General features: G+C 71.5%; 1 pseudogene. It reads right to left on the bottom strand.

Annotated features, from left to right (window positions below):
* Window positions 1-312: pseudogene (locus SB717_RS33800) on the bottom strand (aminoglycoside phosphotransferase); the annotation flags it as partial.
* Between the last annotated feature and the right edge of the window lie 123 nt (window positions 313-435).

Genomic DNA, 435 nt, shown 5'->3' with positions numbered 1-435 from the left:
CATCGCGTCGTCGAACTCTCGCACGAGGCGTGCAACGCTGGCGACTCGCTCGGGATCCGCCACCCAACCGGGCCACGGACGGCCGGCGACCTCGCCCTCCACGAAGTCGAGGATGTCGCGGTCCTCCTCGTCGACCCCGAGGAAGCGCGGCGCACCCACGAACCCCACGTCGTGCAGGTGCGCGAGCACGCGACGGACGACCGTGGATGTGTCGCTCACCGGCCGCCGCACGGTGCGCCCCACCCGGACGACGCCTTCCGTCACGTCCCCGCCGGCGAGCGGAAGCTCGAGGTGCTCCGGGTCGGTCGTCATGGCGCGAGTCTAGCCAGCGCGATCCACACCTAGTCCGCCTGAATCACTCCGACGCGGTCAGGCGGGCGAAGTCCAGCAGCCGCTGCTGCGAGGCCGCGTAGGAGGTCGCGGAAGGCACATCCC

This window comes from Priestia sp. SIMBA_032 (assembly GCF_046535215.1).
Taxonomy (GTDB): domain Bacteria; phylum Bacillota; class Bacilli; order Bacillales; family Bacillaceae_H; genus Priestia; species Priestia aryabhattai.
The sequence above is the reverse complement of the archived record's forward strand: the minus strand, read 5'-3'. Positions and strand labels throughout refer to the sequence as shown.